A 625-nucleotide genomic window follows, 5' to 3' on the forward strand; every position below is an offset into this window, starting at 1 on the left:
CGCTGCGGATATGATCGGCAGGGACAAGGCCGGTAACGTCCAGCGAGGTAACTAGCGCCGAACGAATGGCGGTTTGAAGGGCAAGGGTCGGTTCTATCATTACCCGTTCCAACTATCTTTAAGGGCCTTCTTTGCCGCCCGGTTAATCCGGTTCTGAAGGCGCTTGCGTAGCAGGCGAAGGGCAGGCCAAAAGAAGGGTTGCGCTTCAGTTTTGGCGGTGCCGTATTCGACAAGGTGCGCATAGCGCACGTCGCTGTTGCCGACCGTCACAAGCACCTCCGTTCGGTTCGCCATGCGCAAACCGCCTTCGAAGGAATACGGCGGCGTCGATTGGCCGGGCGGTGTGACGGTGATGCTGTCGATCAGCGCGCCGGTGTCGCGTGAGCTTTCGGCGAGCAGGCGTTGCGCGTCGGCAAGCTCATTCGCAGACTTCAAAAGCGCCGGCATGACGGCTTCGCGGGGTGCCTTTCGGGCGCGCTCGATAGCGGCAAGGGTCGAGGCAAGGCCGTTATTCGCCATCGGTCGGGGCCTCGCTATCCTCGCCGAACCATCGTTCGCGGTATGAATCGGCAATGCTGGTCACGCCGTAGGGTGCGATCTGCATGGAAACGCCGAAGCCAACGGC

The 625-nt window shown here is 61.4% G+C and carries 1 protein-coding gene; it reads right to left on the minus strand.

Annotation, left to right across the window (positions count from 1 at the left end; genetic code table 11):
* Nucleotides 1-99 precede the first annotated feature (99 nt).
* Nucleotides 100-519, minus strand: coding sequence for an HK97-gp10 family putative phage morphogenesis protein (locus ACX3P1_RS28310; RefSeq protein WP_459083151.1), 420 nt, complete (start codon nucleotides 517-519; stop codon nucleotides 100-102).
* Nucleotides 520-625 lie beyond the last annotated feature (106 nt).

The organism is Mesorhizobium sp. A623 (assembly GCF_054489405.1).